A 16,404-nucleotide genomic window follows, 5' to 3' on the forward strand; every position below is an offset into this window, starting at 1 on the left:
ACAAGTCGCCACGGCCCGACGGGTGGTTGTGCCAGGAGCTGCGAGATCTGCTGACCCCTCTGCGGGACGTCATCGACACCGTGTCGGTCTCCGGCATCGCGGCGGCGGTGCAACGGCACGGCTCCGCCATGGGTGCCTGACACCGCGCTGTACTGCCGGGCTCTCGACCGGCTCACTGCCGCGAAGCCGAACCACCTTCGATGTCGTCAGCGCAACGCTTGGTAGCGAGGAGGTAATGCGGTTCGCCCACTCCCGGGCGGGTAGTCACTTCGTCTGCCGATGAATGAGTAACTGCCATGTCCGAGCCGACGCACGAGAAGAACGAGGACGTCGAACGTGGTTACGCGGAGGAGAACAGCGAAGCCCCGCTCGACGACGTCGAGCGCGACGTCTCCGCACCGCCCGAGGAGCGGTGGCCCGAGCACCAGGGGAACGAGCCGGACTCGACTGATTGACCCCGGATGGCGACCAGCGGCGACCGGCCGGGATCCGATGGCGAGGTTGTGACTCCTGCTCGACGAACGCGAGGGCCGGATCACGGCCGCGCCGACCAGGAGCGCGCACCGCGAGCGGCAGAAGCTCCCGCACACCGGCCAGCTACCGCAGCCCCGGTGCCAGGGAGACCCCCTGGTCGCCACGAGTGCACGAGCAGACCATCCGATCAGCTGACCGGAGATAGAACCGGCTCAAAGCGGGTAACGGGCCGGCATGGACGTGCACAACCTGCTGGAACCAGGACGAGGTACGGAACTGACCGGCCTCGGGCTCGCCGCGACCGCGCCGACCGCACTACTTCGGACCTCACCGGCGATGCCGACCTCGACGAGCGGCAACGCCGCGTCGACACGTGCTAGAACCGGCGGTGCCCTGGGCGGACACCTGTCCTACGCAGGGCGCCGGGGTGTTCCGCTGACAGAACCACGACCCCGGTGCGGCAAACGCCGACGACTACGCGTCGGCCGCGCCGACCCAGTCAGGTCATGAGAACGTCGCAGCGCCGGGTTGAGGACGAACCCGCTCGCGGGCGGGCGGGGACCCACCGCAGCGAGATGGTCAGATCCTGGTCGGGCACCTCGTAGTCCAGGCGGGCCAGCCGCACCGCGAGAGTCCGCACCATCGCCACCACGGCGGGCTCACCCGGGCAGCGGTGGTTCGTGGTCGGGTCACCGGCGCCCTGTGGCACCGGCTCGAACGGACCGATGTCGCGGCCGAGGAAACGTTCCGGGCGGAAGGGCACAGGTCGCCCCACAGGTCCTCGTCGTGGTTGTGGCCAAAGGTCGAGCAGCACCATCGCGTGCTTCGAGTTGCGTTCTCCTCGCGGCGCACGAGCGGGTTCTCGACGAGCTTGCGACGCAGGCCGCGGCGCGGCTGCTCAGGGGGCTGGGTCCGCACGGGATCCGTCGAGCAGGTGCTCCGGACCCGTCCACGTCACGCAGGGCGCGCGTCAGCAGGTGGGGCAGGAGGGGGCGGTTGACGTCGAGCAGAGCCTCTTCCTGCCGGTTCTCCCACCCGGCGACCGAACCGTCGGTCTCGGTCAGCACACCCCAGTCCACGAGCAGCCCGATCGCGCGCACCAGGTGCCGCCGCTCGACGATCGTGTCCTCCGCCGTCACACCCGCGGTGACGGCATCGGCACGGACCTGCTCGACCAGCGAGTTCATCAGGACCTGGTCGCCCGTGCCGGGCGAGAGCAGGCTGGCGCACACGAGTGCCAGATAGGTGTAGGTCCGCGAGGAGAAAGGCCTGTCGTTGCCGGTGCGCGCCGGACGTACGACAGTGTCGTCGCTGAGAGGCGGCTTCCGCAGCCTGGCGAAAGTCGACTCGACCACCAGCTGGTACCCCAGCACGCGGTTGAACAGGCGCCTCAGGTCGGACGCGTGGCCGCGGATCAACGCGAACGTCTCGGGGTGCCGGGCCGAGGTGACCACGGGCGTCATCAACAGCACCCGTGCCGCCGCACGAACGCTGTCGGCCCGGTGCTCCCGGGTTCCGGTGGTGGTCGTGGTCATGCAGTGCGCCCTGGCCGTTCCGCTTCTCCACCACTCCGGACCCAGGAAGAACGTAAGTAGGGGCCTCACGTTGACGTGCCGCAGCGATAGCTGATCCTGACGTGAGTCGCCGTTCGCGTGGTCGTCACCGCTGCCGATGACTGACTCAGACGGCTGGCGGGTTGTTGGCGTGGCCGCGGGCGTACTCGGATGCGCGGGTTTCAGTCACGTGCGCGATGGCGTCGAACCCGGTGAGGGCCGGCTGGTCGAGGAAGTAGTCCGCCATGCGCATTCGGGGGTGTTGGGCGGCGTCGATGGCGGTGTCGGCGGCGCCGCGGAGGTCGGCCAGGTACCAGGCCGCGTCGTCGGGGAATATCGACTCGATGGTGTCCGGTTCAGTCGGTGGCAGCGTCGCTTCGGTGAAGGACGGGGTTTCCGGGTTCTCGACCTCGAAGGCGACGCCGGTCGTGCCGCGTCCCGCGGTGAGCGCCACCGCGAGGTAGTCGCCCCGGAGTGCCGCGCGAAGGTGGTGGCCGGCGGGGTAGAGGTCGCCGCCGCCGTCGTCGCGTTGGGTGGCGGTGTGGATGTGCCAGTTGTGGGCGGCGAGGATGACGCGGCATCCGGGGTCGTTTTCCAGGAGTCGGAGGACCGATGCCGCGATGTAGTGGTCGCGGAAGGTCGATGCGGCGCTGATGCCTTCGGTTGGGAGTGAGCGGTGCAGGTGATCGAGTTGCCAGGCGCCCATGAGGTGGTGAAGGGCGTCTTCATGCGCGGCCCCGTGTCCCGCCAGGTGCCGCGCTGGGGCCGTGCGTCGCATGCGGGCGAGGAGGAGACCGAGTGTCGCGGAGAGAGCGTCGCGGTCGCTCTGGCTGAGGAGGGGATAGGTGGACAGCGCGGTGATCGGCCATGGATCGTGGAACTTCTCCGCCAGCGCGATGGCCTGCTGCGCGAGTTCAGCGCCTGGTGTGTCTGTTTGCAGCAGGTAAGCGTGGACCTGTTGCAGGGCCGGGAGAGGGGAGCCGAGAGAGCCGGGCAGATCGGCCCCGACACACCGAAGCGGTGTGCCGTTGTTGACGGCATTGTGTTCGCGGATCCACGTCAGCGTCTCGTGAAACTCTGGGGTGTCGCCGAGCCCCAGGGCAACCCCGGCTGACGCGACCTGCGGGGCGGTGCCTGCGCCCCCATGCACCCAGTGGTCGAGGATCAGCGCTTCGGTGAACGGGGCCTCCAGAGCCAGCACGGTGAAGCCGTGCCGCTCGACGAGATATCGGATGAGCCGGTGCCGCAGCCGGTAGAACTCGTGGACGTGGTGTGAACTCTCGCCCAGCGCGACGACTCGCGCCGCACCGACAAACTGTCCGAAGGGCGCGAGATCGTCGAGCGGATCCGCCGGATCGATAGTGGTCAACGGAACGCTCTTGTCGCGTATCCATGCACGCACGGTTCGGGCCATGTCCACCGGTTGTCCTCCTCATCGACCGCGTAGGCGTACAATATACACCTACGCTCGGGCGGCCACTCAGGACAGAGTGGAGGCATCTCGCCACTCGGCTCGACCTGGGGAGACACGAAGGACCGCTTCGCTCGCAGCGTAAACCTGCTGGAACGCATCAAATCTGGCCGCTACCGCAGCCACGACCTGGTCAGGGTCTACGCCAGCGAGTGCGCGCGTGAGGAGCCAGACCCTCTCCGTCGCGCAGCAGTGCGCCGACTACTCACCTGGTACCTGCACACAGCCAACGCGGCGCAACGAGTACTGCTGCCCGAACTCCCGCCCATCGAACTGGATGACCCCGTCGGCCGGGTGCCGGAGTTCGAGAACTTTGCCGAGGCCCTGTCGTGGTACGACGCGGAACGCGCGAACCTCCTGGCTGCGGTCCGACAGGCCGCCGCAGGCGACCATCACGACATCGGGTGGAGGCTTCCCATGGCGTTGCTGGGATTCTTCAACCTGCGTCGGGCGTGGGGGTGACTGGTTGCAGGCCTACGATATCGGGTTGCGTTCGGCCCGTCGCGTCGGTGACCGGCTTGGCGAGGGCGTGGATACTCGCCAGTCTGGGCCACGCCTTCCGGGAGCTGGATCGCTTGGACGAAGCCGTCGACTACTCGCAGCAGGCGTTGGACATCTGCCGCGACATCGAGTTCCGTTGGGGTGAGGCGGCGGCCATCTACAACCTGGGTGGGGTATACCGGAGCCAGGGCCGGTTTGAGGATTCTCTGCGATGCTTGGAACAAGCGCTCATCGTGTTCCGAGAGACCGGTAACCGGCAAGGCGAGAGCCGAAACCTCACCGCGCTCGGCAACGCCTACCGGGAGATGCGGGACTTCCGTAACCTGGAAGAGGTCGTCCCGGGCGAGGTGTGCACCGCCAGCGGCACCACAGGCAACGACCGGCTCGCCGACCTGGGCTGGAAGCCCAGTGCCGAACGGTCACTGTTGGCGTGCATGCGGCAGTTCGTGGAAAACCCGAACAGTGATCGCACCGTGTCCACCGACATGTCGATACTCCAAGCGTTCGCCGAGAACCGCAAGCAGGGCAAGCGGGCCGCCTGGCAGGACGCGAGCAGCATCGAGATCGGCCAGGAGAGCTACGGCGTGGGCATCCCGAACGACCGTCCCAAGCTGTGCGAGGAGCTGAACCGCACGATCACCGAGTTCATCAACGACCACTGGTCGGTGGAATTCGACCGACACCTCAAAGGCGTGCAGAACAAGGACGAGCACCTGCCGAAGGCAACCGCACCGTGCCGGAAGACCGGCTTCCTGTAAGCCGAGGTCACCGGGCCAGGAACCACCCGGCCATCGACCACAGCTGACCTGGTGCCGCCGCGACGGCAGGATCCGCGCAACAAGATGTCAGACATGGTCTGGACTCAGCTGGCGCGGACTTCCGCCGAACCGGACTTGAGACTTCCCGTGCCGTTCTCGGCGGCGATCGCCACCGCGCGGTCCACATCCCCAATGAGCGCTACCGCCATGATCTTACGGCGACCCGCACCGACGTGCGGCCGACCCAACCGATAGAGCGCATAAGCCATGCCGAGAGGAGGTTCAGCAGTCGTCTCGGGCAGGAAGAGCCCAATCCGCCGCTCGTGTATCGAGGATGGCAAGGCTGGCGATCTGTCGAACACACGCTCCTCGGCATGGCCGGATGTTCGGGCACGGCGAACCAGGCCACCTGCCCGGCTCCGGGGACAGCCCGGTCACGTCCACGCCGCTGTGCGCCCACACCCACTTCGCGGAGTCCGAGCACCAGTTCAGCCCTGCAGACAACCCGCAAGCAAGATCTACGCGCGCCTACAGGCGAGAAATAGCCTCACCGACGTCAGGACGCCGGTCACGTGGTGGTCAGCGGGAACGTGCGAGGTCGGTGACCCGGGGCACGAGGTCGGCCGGTGATGGCATGGCCGCCACCTCCGCGCGTACCTCGGCCGCGGCGGTGCGCAGGGACTCGTCGTCGACGAGTTGTCGCACGACCGCCGCGGTGACCCGCTCGCGGTCGATGTCGATCTCGAGGCCCACGCCGCGCCTGACCACCGCGCGTGCGTTGCCGAACTCGTCGCCGACGAACGGGAGCACCAGCTGTGGCACGCCAGCGGCGAGCGCGGCCATCATGCTGCCCGAGCCCCCGTGGTGGATCATCGCGTGTGTGGTGGCCGCCAGTGCGTCGACCGGGAGCCATTCGTTGGCAGTACGGACATTGGGCGGCAACGGACCGAGCACCGACGTGTCCACGCCCGCGAGGGCCAGCACGAACTCGGCGTCCACCCCGGCGGCCACGTCGGCGATCCAGCGCAGCGGACGCAGGCGCGGCCACAACATCGGCAGGATGCTGCCCATCGTGATCGTGATCCGCGGGCGGTCCGGGGTGCGCCGCAACCACTCCGGGAGCACGATGCCACCGTGGTACGGCACGTGCCGCATGGCCCAGCCGCGATCGCCGGTCACCATGCTCGGTGGGGCGATGTTCAGCAGCTCGTACCGGTCCGGGAAACCGGCGACGCCGTGCCTGCGGTAGGCGTCGTCGAGTTCGGCGGCGAGCTTCAGCGTGATCTCCCTGTTGCTGGTCAGCCCGTCGGCGTGTTCGATGGCGGGCACGCCGAGCTTGGCGGCGACGAGCGGGCCAGCGCCCTGCAGTCGGCTGTGCACCACCAAGTCCGGCCGCCACCACCGCGCGAACTCGACGGCACCGTCGGCCATCGCGTCGGACAACGCGCCGAACGGCCGGTCCACCTCGTGGTACGGGGTGTCGGCCGCGCGGCGTGCCATACCGCGGAGTTCCTTGTCGGAGAGGCCGCCGAGACCGACGTCCGCGGTCCCCGTGCGGTACACCTCGGTGACCTGCGCGACGGTGGCCAGCTCGACGACCGCCAGGCCGGACCTGGCGAGTGCCGGCAGGTGCGTCGCGGTCGCGCCCGCGGTGCCGAGCACGACGTCATGGCCCGCGGCGCGCAGCGCCCAGACCAGCGACACGACCGGCAGGTTGTGGCCGAACCCGGGTGAGGTCAGGAACAGGATCTTCATGAGCGGTTCTCCGTTTCGGTCGGCCATTGGACCGACCGGATGCGGCGGTCGCTGATGCTGACGCCGAGTGCGATCGCGAGCACCGTGGCCAGGGTGAGGATGGCGGCCTGCGCGGACAGGTGCTCCACCAGCAGACCGGAGGCGAGCATGCCGGCCGACGAGCCGACACCGAGCACGGTCATGAACGCGGTGACGGTCCTGCCACGTTGTTCGTCGGGGACCTGCCGGAAGATGAGGATGTCCATGAGCACGCGCATGGAGGGGCCGCCGAGGCCGAGCAGGAACAGCGCGATCGCGAGCCACCACGCGCCGAACGGGAGGGACAGGGCGGCGATCAGCAGAACGGCCGTGCCACCGAGCCACAGCATGAGCGCGCCGGGCGTCAGCCGGTCGTGCAGCGGGCGGACCAGCACGGTGCCCGCGAGGCCGCCGACCGCCAGCCCCGCCATGGTCAGCCCGACCGTGCCCGGCGACGCGCCGTCGCGGGTGAGCACCACGATGACGACGAGGACGAGCGGCGCCGAGACCGCGTTGAGCACCGCGGCGAACATGGTGCTGTGCCGGAGAATGGGCACCTTCCAGAGCTGGGCCAGGCCAGCGAGCATCCGCCGGTCACCATCCACAGTGGGCTTCCGCGCGCGCGCCGGTGGGCGGACGAACAGGGCGCAGACGAGTGAGACCACAAAGGACACCGCGGTCGCGAGGAAGGGCAGGACGGTGGCGGTCGCGTAGAGCAGACCGCCGAGCGACGGCCCGCCGAGCGCCGCGGCATGGCTGCGCACCTCCTCCTGGGTCAGCGCCGCGGTGAGTTGCCGTGGTGGGACGACCGCGCGGACCAGCAGCATGCGCGCGGAGCCGCCGAGTGGCTGGACCGCGCCGACGATGGCGGCGACGGCGAGCAGGTGGGGCAACGTGATCGCGTCGTGCAGCACGGCCACCAGCACGCTCGTGGTCGCGATGGCGCGGACGGTCTCCATGATGATCAGCAGGAGCCGCTGATCGTGGGTGTCGGCGAGCTTGCCGGCAGGCAGCCCCGCCAGCAGCGACACCGCCATCTGGGTGGCGCCGAACGCACCGGCCCACGCCGGTGAGCCGGTGACGGCGAGCACCACGAGTGGGTAGACGAGATCCGTGATCTCCCTGCCCAGCAAGGCAAGTCCCGAACCGCTCCACAGCAACTGGAAGTTGCGGTTGCGCCGGAGCGGGACCTCCGCCGGGGCGGGGTCGAGTGTTTCCGGAGTGACCATGACCATCACCTTCCTTGCCACACGGGTTCGCGACCCTCGACGAACGCCATCGGGCCCTCCACCGCGTCCTGGCTCACCGACCGGCGCTCCTCCCACTCGTAACGCGCGCTGAACGCGTCGGCGAGTGGCATGTCGAGGGAGCGCATGGCCGCTTGTTTGATGGCACGGGTGGCCAGGGGGCCGCAGCGAAGCAGTTCGTCGACCCATCGGGCCACGGAGCCGTCCAGTTCCTCCTCCGCCACCACCTCGTTGACCAGACCGAGGTGCAGTGCCTGGGCAGCGGACATACGGCGGCCGGTGAGCAGGTAGCCCATGGCGGTCTTCAGCGGCAGCTGCCGCACCAGGCGGAAGACACCGCCCGCGCCGGGAACCAGGCCCAGTCTGGCCTCCGGCAACGCGAACACGGCGTTCTCCCCGGCGATGATGAGGTCGCAGGCGAGCGCGAGTTCGAACCCGCCGCCCAGCGCGTAGCCCTGCACGCAGGCGATGACGGGTTTCACCAGTTCGAACCGTTCGGTGAGCCGCGGCCACCCCGGTTGTCCCCTGCTGCCGAACGTGGTGGGGCGCCCGCCGTCGCGTACCCGTTCCTTGAGGTCCTGTCCGGTGGAGAACGCCCGCGACCCCGCGCCGGACAGGACGGCGACCCACAGCCGGTCGTCGGCGGCGAAGTCGTCCCACACGTCGGCGAGCTCCTCGTGCATGCGCAAGTCCATGGCGTTGAGGACGTCCGGCCGGTCGAGGGTGACGTAGGCGACGCGACCCCGTTTCTCGTACCGCACCCGCCGCGTGCCCGCCGTCATGACGCACTCGTGGTGAAGCGGGAGACCTTGTTCAGCACGTCCTTGGCGTAGAGCCGGCCTGCCTGCTGGACGGTGAACTCGGCGAGGAACTCCCGGAACGACTCCTGGGACTCGTCGGCGAGGTTGAGCATGCGGCGGTTCGCGACCACCGCGGGGCTCGCCAGCCGCGACGCCTCGGCCGCGATCGCCGCCGCCATGTCGTCTGGCGCGCACACCTCGTCGAACAGCAGGCGCGCGACCGGGTCGGCGGCCGCCACCCGCCCGTCGGCGAGGATAATCTGCCTGGCCTGCCGTGCGCCGACCAGCCTGCCGAGACGCAGGGCAGCGACGCCCGGGATGATCCCTTCGCGGGCGGCCGGGATGGTGAAGTAGGCGTCCCGTTCGACGATGACCCGGTCGCAGGCCAGCATCAGCTGCGCGCCGCCGCCGATCGCGAACGAGTCCACCGCGGCCAGCCAAGGCTTCTGCACGGCACCGCGGTCCCAGTGGTGGTCGCGCACCCCGGTCAGGCCGTGGATGATCTTCGCGAGGTAGCCCATCTCCCTGCCGAGCAGGAAACCGGTGAACGAGATGCGGCCCGCGTGCAGGCTCTTGAGGTTGATGCCGGAGCTGAACACCCGCCTGCCCGCGTAGCGCGGGTGGCTCATCACGCCGCCACGGATCACCCCGACCTCGGCCGCCGACGCGAGCAGGATCAGGTCGACTGCGGTTTCCATGTCCTCGACCTGCTGGTTGTCCTCGGCGTTGAGGCAGTCGTCGCGCTGCATGGTGAGGTGGGCGACGCCGGCCGAACACTGGACGTAAACCGAGTCGAGCGACAGGTGGCCGGTGCGTTCGAACTCCGGCAGCAGGCGCAGCGCACGCGGTGTCGGCCTGCGCATGGCCTCGAGCAGGTGCGACCCCGCGGTGCTGGAACGGAGCAGGTGGCTGATCAGGATGCTCTGATCGACATCGAGGCCCTCCTTGTCCTCGGGCGGGCGGTTCTGCTCCGCGTCGGACTCCGCCATCGTCGGCGCGAGGCCGGGCACCGCCGTGGCGGCGGCGTCACACACCTCCGCCAGCCGGAGGAAACGGGTGCGGCCCGCGGTGATCGCGTCGTAGAGCCGGTCGGTGTACGCGCGGAGGAACCCGGCGGTGCGGAGCCTGACCTCGTGCCGCGCCGAGGCGACGGCCTCGCGTTGCCTCGGCGTGCGCAGGCTGGGCGGTGCGCAGTCGGCGAGCACCCCGGACAGCGTCGCGTGCGCCGCGGTGACCGCGCGGGCCTCCGGCAGCGCCGCGAGCGAGTCAACCCGCGACATTGGCCACCTCCCTGGTGCGGCGCGACAAACGGTCACACGCGGCGAGGTGCCTGCCGAGTGCTTCCTCGAACGTCGTGGTGGTCGCGTCGAGCATCAGCTGGCGGCGCACGGCGACGTCCGCGCCGTCCGCGGTTTCCAGGCGCGCGACCACGGCGGCGATGGCGGCGCCGGTGTCCTCGGCCACCTCGTCGACCAGGTGGACGCCGACCGCCTCGGCGGCCGACAGCGGGTAGCCGAACAGAATCCACCTGCGCACCCGCGCGAACCCGACCTGGTTCGCCAGCCGGTACAGGCCCATGCCGGGCCACACCCCACCCGGCCCGGCGGGCAGGTGCAGCCGGGTGCGTGGCGCCGCCACACGCAGGTCGGTGGCCAGCAGCGCCTCGACCGCGATGCCGCCGCAGTCCCCGTGCACGACCGCGACGGTCGGCCGGTTCAGCCGTTCCAGCCTGCGCAGCACGCGTTCCCATTTGTTGACCAGCGCGACGTCCGGTGCGTCCGCGTCGGCCGCGCCGGGTTCGCCGGTGCCGGTGATGACCGGCACGACACCGGCCGGCGCGTCCTCGACCTGGTCGATGAACACGTCCAGCGCCGCGATGACATTCGCCGAGACCGGCATGCGGCCGTCGATGTGGTGGTGCGCCTGCATTTTCTTGCTCCTCGTGTGAATGTCACCAGCGGACCAGCGCGGTCTCGATGGTGGAGCCGGGGCCCATGGTCATGAACACGCCGTACTCACCGGGCCGGATGGTGCCCTCGGCCAGCAACCGCTCGTAGGAGAACAGGAACGACCCGCTAGAGAGGTTTCCGTAGTCCCGCAGCACCCCGACGGTGTGCCGCAGGTCGTACCGGGTCAGCCCGAGGTTCACGCCGACCGCGTCGATGACCTTCTTGCCACCGGAGTGGACCAGCCAGTGGGCGATGTCGTCCTGCCGCAACCCGGCCCTCGCCAGCAACCGGTCCACAGTGGACCGGGCGTGCCGCCCGACCACGTAAGGGATGTCGGGGTCCAGGTAGAAGCTGAACGCGTTCTTCGCCGTGTCCCACTCGTAGCGCATCGCCTGCATCGCCTCGGTGATGACGCAGCTGGTGAAGTCCACGATCCTGGGCGCCGGCCGCTGGTCGGTGTGCGTATCCGGTGTCGTCCCGGCAACCAGCGCGATGGCGGCGGAACCGTCCCCGAAGAGACTGTTCACCACCGAGGTCCGCATCGTCCCGTCGAACACGTACGCGGCGGAACACGCCTCGATGCACACCATCACCGCCAGCTCACCCGGATGGCTCCGCGCCCACCCGGAGACCACGTTGAGGCTGTTCAGACCGGCGTTGCAGCCCATCCCGACCACGTCGACGCGGCTGGTGTTCCTGCCCATCTCCAGCTGCGGCATCAGCAGCGCGCTGAACCCGGGGGTGAGGAAACCGGTCGAGGTGACACAGCACAGGTAACCGATGTCCTGCGGTTCGGCACCGATGTGCTTGAGACACTCCTGCACCGCCCTGGTCCCCATGCTGACGCCCTGTGCCTTGTGCTTGGCCAGCAGTTCACCGGTCGTCTCCGCCCGGATCCCGTCCGGACCGGACTCGGGCAGCGTGAGGAACCGGCGTTCGATCGCGCTGTTGAGGTAGACCGAACGGACCCGGGGGTCGGTGATGCCGAGCCGGTCGATGAGATCCCGTTGCGAATACGCCGTTTCCGGCACCGCGGTGCCCACCGCGAAAATCCTGGCCAGCTCGGTCGACCCGAGCTCCGGTGTGTCCAGGGTCCGGACCAGGCCGGGGTGCGACATCATCGGAACGTCCACCCCCACATGCGGGTCTTGCTCCGGATCAGTGTCTTGGTCCGCCGCTCAGTCAAAGTCCCCTATCCTTTCGCCGATGATCGGCCCGATCGTGGCCATCACGTCCGGCTTGACGATGTCGAAGTGGCCGCAGTCGAGCCGGTGGAACGTCGTGGCGCCGGTCAGGTGCGGCTGCCACAGCCCGGTCTCGTCGTGCGCCGCGGTGAAACCGAGCACCGGACCGTCGAACGTGCCGGGGGCGTGGCCGGTCATGGCACGCAGGTTGGCCATCGTGACGGCGACCAGCCGGTCGAGGGTCTCGTCGTCGAGCGAGTCGAGCGGGCTCGCGGCCGCGGCGAGCCGTTCCCTGCGATCGGCGCCGTCGCCCTCGACGAGCCCGTCCAGCCCGACGTGGTTCGCCTCCTCGATGGTGATCTCCGATGGCCCGTCCCCGCCCGGCAGCGCGTCCAGCAGGACGAGCAGCGACACGTCCTCGCCGCGGTCCCGCAGGTCCGCGGCCACCTGGTGCGCGAGGGTGCCGCCGAACGACCAGCCGACGAGGATGTACGGCCCGCTGCCGGACAACGCCATGATCCGGTTCCGGTAGTCCGCGGCCAGGCGGGTGGCGGTCCGGTCGTCGACGGGCCCGGCCCGCAGTCGCATGTCCTGCAACGCGTACACCGGGTGGCCTGCGGGGATGTGTCGCGACAGCGACGAGTAGCCCCAGCCGAGACCGTTCGCGGGCGGCAGCAGGAACACCGGCGCCCGCTCCCCCGCGCCGCGGTAGGTGAGCACGGTGTCCAGCTGCGCCGAACCGCCGTCGGCCATGAGCCGGTCGAGCTGCTCGACGGTCGGCGCCGCGAACACATCGCCCACCTCGAGCTCGCCACCGAGCACCGCGTTGATCCGGCTGACCAGCCGGATCACCAGCATCGAGTGGCCGCCCAGTTCGAAGAAGCTGTCGTCGACGCCCAGCTCCGACTCATCGAGGTCGAGCACCTCGGCGAACAGGTCGCGGAGGATCCGCTGGCGCGGCGTGGCCGGTTGCCGCCCGCCCGGCAGGGCGGCGGGCGCGGGCAACGCGGCCCGGTCGACCTTGCCGTTGGCGGTCAGGGGCAACGCGTCCAGCACCACCAGCACCGGTGGGACCATGTAGTCCGGGAGCGTGGTGGCGAGGTGCGCCCGCACGTCGTCGAGGTCGGGAGCGCGCGCACCCCGCACGAGGTAGCCGACCAGCGACAGCTCGCCGAGTCGGGTCTCGCGGGCGACGACGACCGACCCGCGCACGTCCTGGTGCCGGTCGAGCGCCGCCTCGATCTCGCCGAGCTCGATCCGGAAGCCGCGGATCTTCACCTGGTGGTCGGTGCGGCCGAGGTACTCCAGCCTGCCGTCGCGGGCCCACCGGCCGAGGTCGCCGGTGCGGTACATGCGGGATCCCGGCGGGCCGTACGGGTCGGCGACGAACCGGCCCGCTGTCAGGCCCGGCCGACCGAGATAGCCACGGGCCACCCCGGCGCCCGCGATGTACAGCTCCCCTGCCGTCGCGTCCGGCACCGGCCGCAGCCGGTCGTCGAGCACGTACACCCGGGTGTTGGCGACCGGCGCGCCGATGGCGGGCGAGCCGAGGCGGCCGTCGAGCCGGGCGCAGGTCGAGTAGACCGTGGTCTCCGTCGGGCCGTACAGATTGACGACCGCACCGCCGAGCTTGCGTAGTTCGTCGGCGACGTACCGTGGCAGCGCCTCCCCACCGGTGAGCACGCGAAGCGTGCGCAACGTCTCCGGCACGATGGTCAGCAGCAGCTGCCACAGGCTGGGCGTGGCCTGCATGATCGTGACGTGCTCACGCTCGATCAGCTCCGCGAGCCGGGCCGGCTCCCGCACCGACTCGCGGGGCACGAGCACCAGGGTGCCGCCGCTGATCAGGGGCGGATACAGCTCCAGCACCGAGGCGTCGAACGCCGCGGTCGTCACGGCGGCCAGCCGGTCCTGTTCGCCGAGACGCAGCCGGTCGCGCATGGCGAGCTGGAAGTTCACCAGGTTGCGGTGCGACACGACCACGCCCTTGGGCCGCCCGGTCGACCCCGACGTGTAGATCACGTACGCGGCACCGTCGGCGGTGTGCCCGTCACCGGTCCCGGTGTCGACATCGAGGTCAAGATCGAGGTCATCGAGCACGATCCGGTCGCGGTCCGCGGGGAGCCGCCCGGCGGACGCCCGGTCGGTCAGCACGACCACGGGACCGGCGTCGTCGAGCATGAACGCGATGCGCTCCGCCGGGTACTCGGGGTCGACCGGCAGGTAGGCGCCACCCGCCTGCCACACCGCCAGGATCGCCACCGGCAACCAGTCCGATCTGGACAGTGCGAGCGCGACAAGCCGTTCCTGGCGCACGCCCCGCGCGCGGAGCACCCCGGCCAGCCGGGCAGCCCGGTCGAGCAGCTCGCGATAGGTGAGACGACGGTCGCCGGCCACCACCGCGACGTTGTCCGGGGTCTTGTCCGCCTGCGCCGCGATCAGGTCGAGGAGCCGGACGTCGGGGAGCGGTCTCGCCGTGTCGTTGCGCGTGGTGAGCAGCCGCTCCCTGTCCTCATGGTCGAGCAGGTCGACCTGGCTCAGCCGGACGTCCGGGTCCGCGGCCACCGTTTCCAGCACGCGCACCAGTTGCCGGGCGATGGACTCGGCCGCGTCGGGCCGGAACAGGTCGGTGGCGTACTCAACGACACCCTTGACCCCTGCCGGTTCCCCCGCCGCGTCCCGCTCCTCGCCAAGGTAGAAGGAGAGGTCGAACTTCGCGACGTCGCTCGCCGACCGCAGGACCGTGCATGGCAGGCCGAGCAGGTTCACGTGGCCGGTGCCGCCACTGGCGAGGGTGAAGAACACCTGGAACAGCGGGTGCCTCGACGGCGAGCGGGCCGGTTGCAGTGCCTCAACGAGCCGGTCGAACGGCATGTCCTGGTGCTCGAACGCGGCGAGGTCGGTGTCGCGGGCCCGGTGCAGCAGCTCGGTGAACGTCGGGTCCCCGCCGGTGTCGGCACGCAGCACCAACGAGTTCACGAACAGCCCGACCAGCTCGTCGAGCGCCTCGTCGGTCCGGCCGGCCACCGCGGAGCCGAGCGGAAGGTCCGTGCCGCAGCCGAGCCGGGTCAGCAGGGTCGCGATGGCCGCGTGCACGACCATGAACACACTCGTCCGCTCCCGGTGGGCCAGGTCGCACAGTCGCCTGTGGACGGTCGGCCCGGTCGCGAAGTCGACCGTGCCACCGCGGAACGAGGACTGGGCCGGGCGGGGGAAGTCCGTCGGCAGCGTCAGTTCCTCCGGCAGACCGGCCAGCGTCCCGCGCCAGAACTCGAGCTGCCTGCGGTACTCGCTCGTCGGCTCGTCGTCGCTGCCCATGAGTTCCCGTTGCCAGTACACGTAGTCGCGGTACTGCACGGGCAACGGCGACCACTGCGGGGCGGCACCGGCGAGCCGGGCCTGGTAGGCGGTGGTCAGGTCGTGGCTCAGCGGGCCCATCGACACGCCGTCGGTCGCGATGTGGTGCAGCAGCAGGACCAGCACGTGGTCGCGCGGGCCGACGGTGATCAGCCGCACCGACAGCGGGAGGTCGCGGGACAGGTCGAACGCGCGCGAGGTGGCCGCCGCCAGCCGGTCGTCCAGTTCCGCCGCGTCGATCACCTCGTGCACCAGGTCGATCCGCACGTCGTGTTCCGGCAGGATCCGCTGGGCGGGCTCGCCGTCCCGGTCGACGTAGACCGTGCGCAGGACCTCGTGCCTGCCCACCACATCCGTGACCGCGGCACGCAACGCTTCGGTGTCGACCGCCGCGTGCACCCTGCTGACCAACGGGATGTTGTAGGTGGGCGACGGGCCCTCCAGCCGGTGCAGGAACCAGAACCGCCGCTGCGCGTAGGACAGCGGCAGCTCGTCCGTCGCGGCCGGTATCGTGGTCACCGCTTCCGCCAGACGGTGACGTGGGACTCGAAGTAGTTGTACTCGCGCGGGTTCTCGCGCAGCACACCCGCCTCGTCGGACTCCGTGATCAGGTCGAAGTCCCTGTCCAGCAACGTCTTGAGCGCCTCCGCGCTCGGCGTGCGGGTCGCAGAGGAGCCGAGCCACTCGCCGGGCGGGGTGTACTCCGCGAGCCACGCCCACGGGCAGGAGACCATCATCAGCCCGCCCGCGCGCAGGAAGTCCACCGACGCCGACAGCTGCGCCAGGCACGCTTCCGGCCGCCACACCCGGTCGAGCACATTGGACAGCACGACCGCGTCGAACGCATGTTCCTGTGCCTGCAACGTGTTCGCGTCGCCGACCGCGAACCGCACCCTGGCCCGCTCGCCGGGATCGGCGACGCGGATCCGCACCTCGCGGTAGAACGGGCCCTCCTCGATCACCGAGAACGTCCCACCACCGTTGGCGGTCAACTCCCTGGCGATGCCGACCGACCGGCTGCTGGCGTCCACACCGAGAACGTCATCCCGCACCCATCGACTGAGTGCGTGGCTGAGGCCGCCAACGTTGCAGCCGACGTCGAGCGCTCTGGCCACCACGGTGCCGGTGCTGGCCGCGCACGACTGGAGCAGGTCGGACAGCCGCTGGCAGTAACCGTGCGCGTAGGCGAGCGGGTGCGATGTCCTGGTGAAGTTCTCCTCGAGGCTGCCGTAGTGCATGAGCAGGTACTTCGACAGGTCGCGTGACGTGTCGTACTGGGCGCCGGGGTCGTGTTCGAGCAGTTCGTCGCCTTTGAGCAGCACCGGGGGCACCGTCAT

The 16,404-nt window shown here is 70.0% G+C and carries 14 protein-coding genes; 3 read left to right on the forward strand and 11 right to left on the reverse strand.

Going from position 1 to position 16,404, the window contains the following annotated elements:
- The first annotated feature begins 296 nt into the window (after positions 1-296).
- Positions 297-455, forward strand: a complete 159-nt coding sequence (locus tag FHR82_RS12030; protein ID WP_184810334.1) for a hypothetical protein — start codon at positions 297-299, stop codon at positions 453-455.
- Between the two features lie 518 nt (positions 456-973).
- Here FHR82_RS12030 and FHR82_RS12035 read toward each other — a convergent pair.
- From FHR82_RS12035 to FHR82_RS12045, 3 genes are all read right to left on the reverse strand, one after another.
- Complete coding sequence (locus tag FHR82_RS12035; RefSeq protein ID WP_184810335.1) at positions 974-1,183, reverse strand: hypothetical protein; 210 nt, start codon at positions 1,181-1,183, stop codon at positions 974-976.
- A complete protein-coding gene (locus tag FHR82_RS12040; RefSeq protein WP_184810336.1) occupies positions 1,164-2,009 on the reverse strand; it encodes a DUF2398 family protein in 846 nt (281 codons plus the stop codon). Before FHR82_RS12040 ends, FHR82_RS12035 begins: the two co-directional genes overlap by 20 nt.
- A gap of 145 nt (positions 2,010-2,154) precedes the next feature.
- Positions 2,155-3,441, reverse strand: a complete 1,287-nt coding sequence (locus FHR82_RS12045) for an erythromycin esterase family protein (protein ID WP_192772839.1) — start codon at positions 3,439-3,441, stop codon at positions 2,155-2,157.
- 249 nt (positions 3,442-3,690) lie between these two features.
- Here FHR82_RS12045 and FHR82_RS12050 point away from each other — a divergent pair, with 249 nt between their 5' ends.
- The gene (locus FHR82_RS12050) at positions 3,691-3,960 is read left to right on the forward strand and encodes a hypothetical protein (protein WP_184810338.1); all 270 of its coding nucleotides are present in this window, start codon (positions 3,691-3,693) and stop codon (positions 3,958-3,960) included.
- A 47-nt stretch (positions 3,961-4,007) separates the two neighbouring features.
- Positions 4,008-4,757: a tetratricopeptide repeat protein gene (locus tag FHR82_RS12055; protein ID WP_184810339.1), complete on the forward strand. Its 750-nt coding sequence runs from the start codon at positions 4,008-4,010 to the stop codon at positions 4,755-4,757.
- 579 nt (positions 4,758-5,336) lie between these two features.
- On the opposite strand, the gene FHR82_RS12065 is transcribed toward FHR82_RS12055, so the two are convergent.
- Genes FHR82_RS12065 through FHR82_RS12100 form a run of 8 tightly spaced genes read right to left on the reverse strand, consistent with a single transcriptional unit; the run spans position 5,337 to position 16,404 of the window.
- Positions 5,337-6,512, reverse strand: coding sequence for a nucleotide disphospho-sugar-binding domain-containing protein (locus FHR82_RS12065; protein WP_184810341.1), 1,176 nt, complete (start codon positions 6,510-6,512; stop codon positions 5,337-5,339).
- Entirely contained in the window at positions 6,509-7,759 is a 1,251-nt protein-coding gene (locus tag FHR82_RS12070) for an MFS transporter (protein ID WP_221463624.1), read from the reverse strand. The genes FHR82_RS12065 and FHR82_RS12070 overlap by 4 nt, the downstream gene beginning before the upstream one ends.
- Before the next feature lie 5 nt (positions 7,760-7,764).
- A complete protein-coding gene (gene dpgD, locus FHR82_RS12075; protein WP_184810343.1) occupies positions 7,765-8,559 on the reverse strand; it encodes an enoyl-CoA-hydratase DpgD in 795 nt (264 codons plus the stop codon).
- Entirely contained in the window at positions 8,556-9,857 is a 1,302-nt protein-coding gene (gene dpgC / locus FHR82_RS12080; RefSeq protein ID WP_184810344.1) for a (3,5-dihydroxyphenyl)acetyl-CoA 1,2-dioxygenase DpgC, read from the reverse strand. The genes dpgD and dpgC overlap by 4 nt, the downstream gene beginning before the upstream one ends.
- Positions 9,844-10,506, reverse strand: a complete 663-nt coding sequence (gene dpgB, locus FHR82_RS12085) for an enoyl-CoA-hydratase DpgB (protein ID WP_184810345.1) — start codon at positions 10,504-10,506, stop codon at positions 9,844-9,846. Before dpgB ends, dpgC begins: the two co-directional genes overlap by 14 nt.
- Before the next feature lie 22 nt (positions 10,507-10,528).
- A complete protein-coding gene (gene dpgA, locus FHR82_RS12090) occupies positions 10,529-11,659 on the reverse strand; it encodes a 3,5-dihydroxyphenylacetyl-CoA synthase DpgA (RefSeq protein ID WP_311771023.1) in 1,131 nt (376 codons plus the stop codon).
- A 45-nt stretch (positions 11,660-11,704) separates the two neighbouring features.
- Entirely contained in the window at positions 11,705-15,586 is a 3,882-nt protein-coding gene (locus tag FHR82_RS12095) for a non-ribosomal peptide synthetase (RefSeq protein ID WP_184810347.1), read from the reverse strand.
- Positions 15,583-16,404, reverse strand: coding sequence for a class I SAM-dependent methyltransferase (locus FHR82_RS12100; protein ID WP_184810348.1), 822 nt, complete (start codon positions 16,402-16,404; stop codon positions 15,583-15,585). Before FHR82_RS12100 ends, FHR82_RS12095 begins: the two co-directional genes overlap by 4 nt.

This window comes from Actinophytocola algeriensis (genome assembly GCF_014203735.1).
GTDB classification, from domain to species: Bacteria; Actinomycetota; Actinomycetes; order Mycobacteriales; family Pseudonocardiaceae; genus Actinophytocola; species Actinophytocola algeriensis.

Excerpts from the sequence above, each read along its gene's own strand:
- FHR82_RS12030 (WP_184810334.1), top strand. The coding sequence starts at position 297 with ATGTCCGAGCCGACGCACGAGAAGAACGAGGACGTCGAACGTGGTTAC.
- dpgC (WP_184810344.1), bottom strand. The coding sequence starts at position 9,857 with ATGTCGCGGGTTGACTCGCTCGCGGCGCTGCCGGAGGCCCGCGCGGTC.
- FHR82_RS12065 (WP_184810341.1), bottom strand. The coding sequence starts at position 6,512 with ATGAAGATCCTGTTCCTGACCTCACCCGGGTTCGGCCACAACCTGCCG.
- FHR82_RS12045 (WP_192772839.1), bottom strand. The coding sequence starts at position 3,441 with ATGGCCCGAACCGTGCGTGCATGGATACGCGACAAGAGCGTTCCGTTG.
- FHR82_RS12070 (WP_221463624.1), bottom strand. The coding sequence starts at position 7,759 with ATGGTCACTCCGGAAACACTCGACCCCGCCCCGGCGGAGGTCCCGCTC.
- dpgB (WP_184810345.1), bottom strand. The coding sequence starts at position 10,506 with ATGCAGGCGCACCACCACATCGACGGCCGCATGCCGGTCTCGGCGAAT.
- dpgD (WP_184810343.1), bottom strand. The coding sequence starts at position 8,559 with ATGACGGCGGGCACGCGGCGGGTGCGGTACGAGAAACGGGGTCGCGTC.
- FHR82_RS12040 (WP_184810336.1), bottom strand. The coding sequence starts at position 2,009 with ATGACCACGACCACCACCGGAACCCGGGAGCACCGGGCCGACAGCGTT.
- FHR82_RS12100 (WP_184810348.1), bottom strand. The coding sequence starts at position 16,404 with ATGACGGTGCCCCCGGTGCTGCTCAAAGGCGACGAACTGCTCGAACAC.